Source organism: Tunicatimonas sp. (assembly GCF_049647865.1).
Taxonomy (GTDB): domain Bacteria; phylum Bacteroidota; class Bacteroidia; order Cytophagales; family Cyclobacteriaceae; genus Tunicatimonas.
The window spans coordinates 1-2,281 of sequence record NZ_JBARYM010000218.1; the positions used below are offsets into that span (position 1 = coordinate 1).

A 2,281-nucleotide genomic window follows, 5' to 3' on the forward strand; every position below is an offset into this window, starting at 1 on the left:
CCGAATACAGTGGTTGCCGTTGGCTTCTACGCACATTCAACGTTTAGCGACCTTACCGTTTCATCATCGTGACCCCTTTGACCGTACTATTATTGCTCAAGGGTTAGTAGAAGAAGTTACGATTATTACCAAAGATACCATCTTTAGCAACTACGGGGCATCCACTCAATGGAAAAACCAAAGCACATGACTGATGTAGCCATACGAGTAGAAAATCTGGGTAAGCAATATAAGCTGGGGGGTCAAAAATCCGCCGTATCCACGGGGGGCACCTTCCGCCAAAGCCTGACGCGCTTGCTACGGAAGCCGGAAACCGGACCAGATCGCCGGGCGAACCAGAAACCGGATGTAACTGCTCTGGACTCCGGTATCCAGACTCCCGATTCCAAGTTCTGGGCCTTGAAAGGCATCAACGTTGAAATTAAACGGGGCGAAGCCGCCTGAGCGTCCCCGTAGGTATTACTGGGCATACTATATCAGGTATCAAACACTGGGAAGCAAAGTTTAAAAAAATTAACGTATTTTAACGATCAAAAGAAGAAATGAGTGCTATTGCGTTAAATGATCATATTGAGTCGACTCCAGATGTAGTAGGTGGTAAGCCTCGTATTGCTGGGCGGCGTATTACGGTAGAAGATATAGTTATCTGGCACGAACGTATGGGCGAGAGTGTAGACGAGATTGCTACGAAATATAAACTAACCCTTTCAGATGTCTATGCGGCACTAACGTACTATTACGACCATCAGTCGGAGATCGACCAAAGTATACGGGAAGGCAAAGTATGGGTCAACGATTTGCGAAGTAAAACAATCTCAAAACTGGAAAAACGTGCCCTATGATATACGCTTCTATACGGATGAACACTGCGCCCATGCAATCGCTGAAGGGTTGAAAAGGCGAGGGGTAGATGTACTCACTACCTATGCAGCTGATATGTTAGGCGCATCGGATGAGGAACAGCTAAATCTAGCAAGTAAAGAAGGTCGGGTTGTTTTTACCCAAGACAATGACTTTCTCAAAATGCACGCGGCTGGAAGCAACCATTTCGGTATCGTGTACGCTGAACAAGGAAAAAGTATAGGTGCTATCATCAGGGGGCTCATGCTCATTTACGAAGTGCTAGACCAAAATGATATGAAAAACCATATAGAGTTTTTGTAGTAAATTATGATCGACGTAGCCACAACGGATGTAGCCATACGAGTAGAAAATCTGGGCAAGCAGTATAAGCTGGGGGGGCAAAAATCCGCCGTATCCACGGGGGGCACCTTCCACCAAAGCCTGACGCGCTTGCTACGGAAGCCGGAAACCGGACCGGATCGCCGGGCGAACCAGAAACCGGAATTCAGTAGTTCCAATCCGGACTCCGGTTCCCGGACTGCGGACTCCACCTCTTGGGCCTTGAAAGACATCAACTTTGAAATTAAGCGGGGTGAAGCCGACCGGCAGCCGTCGCTGGATGGTGTCCCCGTAAGCATTATCGGTTGCAACGGGGCCGGGAAGAGTGCGCTGCTGAAAATACTTAAAAGGGTTTTCTTTGGTAAAAGGTTAAGGAAATCTTTTGTAAATGTCCTTGCGGTGCGAAAAAGCAGCAAAGATAACCGTTGGTTGACCAGAAGCATCAGGTTCAATGAATACCCCAATGCGATAGTTGCCCGCTCGAATACGATAAGCTGTTTTATGTCCCTTCAACTTTTGGAGGCTTCGGATGCTAGTAAATTCTTCAGCCTGACTTACTTCATCAATAACCGACAGTATGGTAGTAGCCAGATGTTGATCTTTAAGCTGGTTAAACGACTTCTGAAAGGACTTACTGATCTCAAAATTCATAGACCAGCTTCTTCCCTTAATTGGTTAAGGAATTTCTCTTTCTCAGAAGCGCTGAGGGTACCCGATTCGCGGGCTAAGAGCATTTCTTTCAGTAGACTCTGGTCTTCCTCTTCATTAAGTAAAAGGATTGATTGGTCATTTTCAGCTAATATTTCAGCAATTTCAAGTAGATTTTTCCCTGCTTTGCTACGGTCGTCTACCACAATGATATGTTTCATAGTCTAAATATACAAAAAGTAAAATAGTGTGTAACCAACCATTTACTACTCTAATACAATAAATCCTATGACTGATGTAGCCATACGAGTAGAAAATCTGGGCAAGCAATATAAGCTAGGCGGCCAAAAATCGGGATCGTTCCGCGAAAGCCTATCCCGAATGTTTCGGAAACCGGAGCGTGACAACCATTCACCCTCTACCGCTCACCCTGTACCATCTTCTGAGTTTT

5 protein-coding genes and 1 pseudogene are annotated in these 2,281 nt (G+C 45.8%); 4 read left to right on the forward strand and 2 right to left on the reverse strand.

Translation table 11 applies throughout. From position 1 onward, the window contains the following. From WBA23_RS06700 to WBA23_RS06715, 4 genes and pseudogenes are all read left to right on the forward strand, one after another. Positions 1 to 190 (forward strand): annotated as a pseudogene (locus WBA23_RS06700) (PIN domain nuclease); the annotation flags it as partial. Then, on the forward strand, positions 187 to 444 hold the full coding sequence (locus WBA23_RS06705) for a hypothetical protein (RefSeq protein WP_424581480.1): 258 nt from the start codon (positions 187 to 189) through the stop codon (positions 442 to 444). The pseudogene WBA23_RS06700 and the gene WBA23_RS06705, both read left to right, overlap by 4 nt. A 98-nt stretch (positions 445 to 542) precedes the next feature. Next, on the forward strand, positions 543 to 842 hold the full coding sequence (locus tag WBA23_RS06710) for a DUF433 domain-containing protein (protein ID WP_424581481.1): 300 nt from the start codon (positions 543 to 545) through the stop codon (positions 840 to 842). Continuing rightward, entirely contained in the window at positions 832 to 1,164 is a 333-nt protein-coding gene (locus tag WBA23_RS06715; protein ID WP_424581482.1) for a DUF5615 family PIN-like protein, read from the forward strand. Before WBA23_RS06710 ends, WBA23_RS06715 begins: the two co-directional genes overlap by 11 nt. A 387-nt stretch (positions 1,165 to 1,551) precedes the next feature. Here WBA23_RS06715 and WBA23_RS06720 read toward each other — a convergent pair whose 3' ends face one another. Both WBA23_RS06720 and WBA23_RS06725 read right to left on the reverse strand, forming a co-directional pair. Then, on the reverse strand, positions 1,552 to 1,833 hold the full coding sequence (locus WBA23_RS06720; RefSeq protein WP_424581483.1) for a type II toxin-antitoxin system RelE family toxin: 282 nt from the start codon (positions 1,831 to 1,833) through the stop codon (positions 1,552 to 1,554). After that, a complete protein-coding gene (locus WBA23_RS06725; RefSeq protein ID WP_424581484.1) occupies positions 1,830 to 2,051 on the reverse strand; it encodes a hypothetical protein in 222 nt (73 codons plus the stop codon). Before WBA23_RS06725 ends, WBA23_RS06720 begins: the two co-directional genes overlap by 4 nt. Positions 2,052 to 2,281 lie beyond the last annotated feature (230 nt).

Bases quoted from the DNA above. Each gene is read 5' to 3' on its own strand.
- WBA23_RS06710 (WP_424581481.1), top strand. From the start codon at position 543: ATGAGTGCTATTGCGTTAAATGATCATATTGAGTCGACTCCAGATGTA.
- WBA23_RS06705 (WP_424581480.1), top strand. From the start codon at position 187: ATGACTGATGTAGCCATACGAGTAGAAAATCTGGGTAAGCAATATAAG.
- WBA23_RS06725 (WP_424581484.1), bottom strand. From the start codon at position 2,051: ATGAAACATATCATTGTGGTAGACGACCGTAGCAAAGCAGGGAAAAAT.
- WBA23_RS06720 (WP_424581483.1), bottom strand. From the start codon at position 1,833: ATGAATTTTGAGATCAGTAAGTCCTTTCAGAAGTCGTTTAACCAGCTT.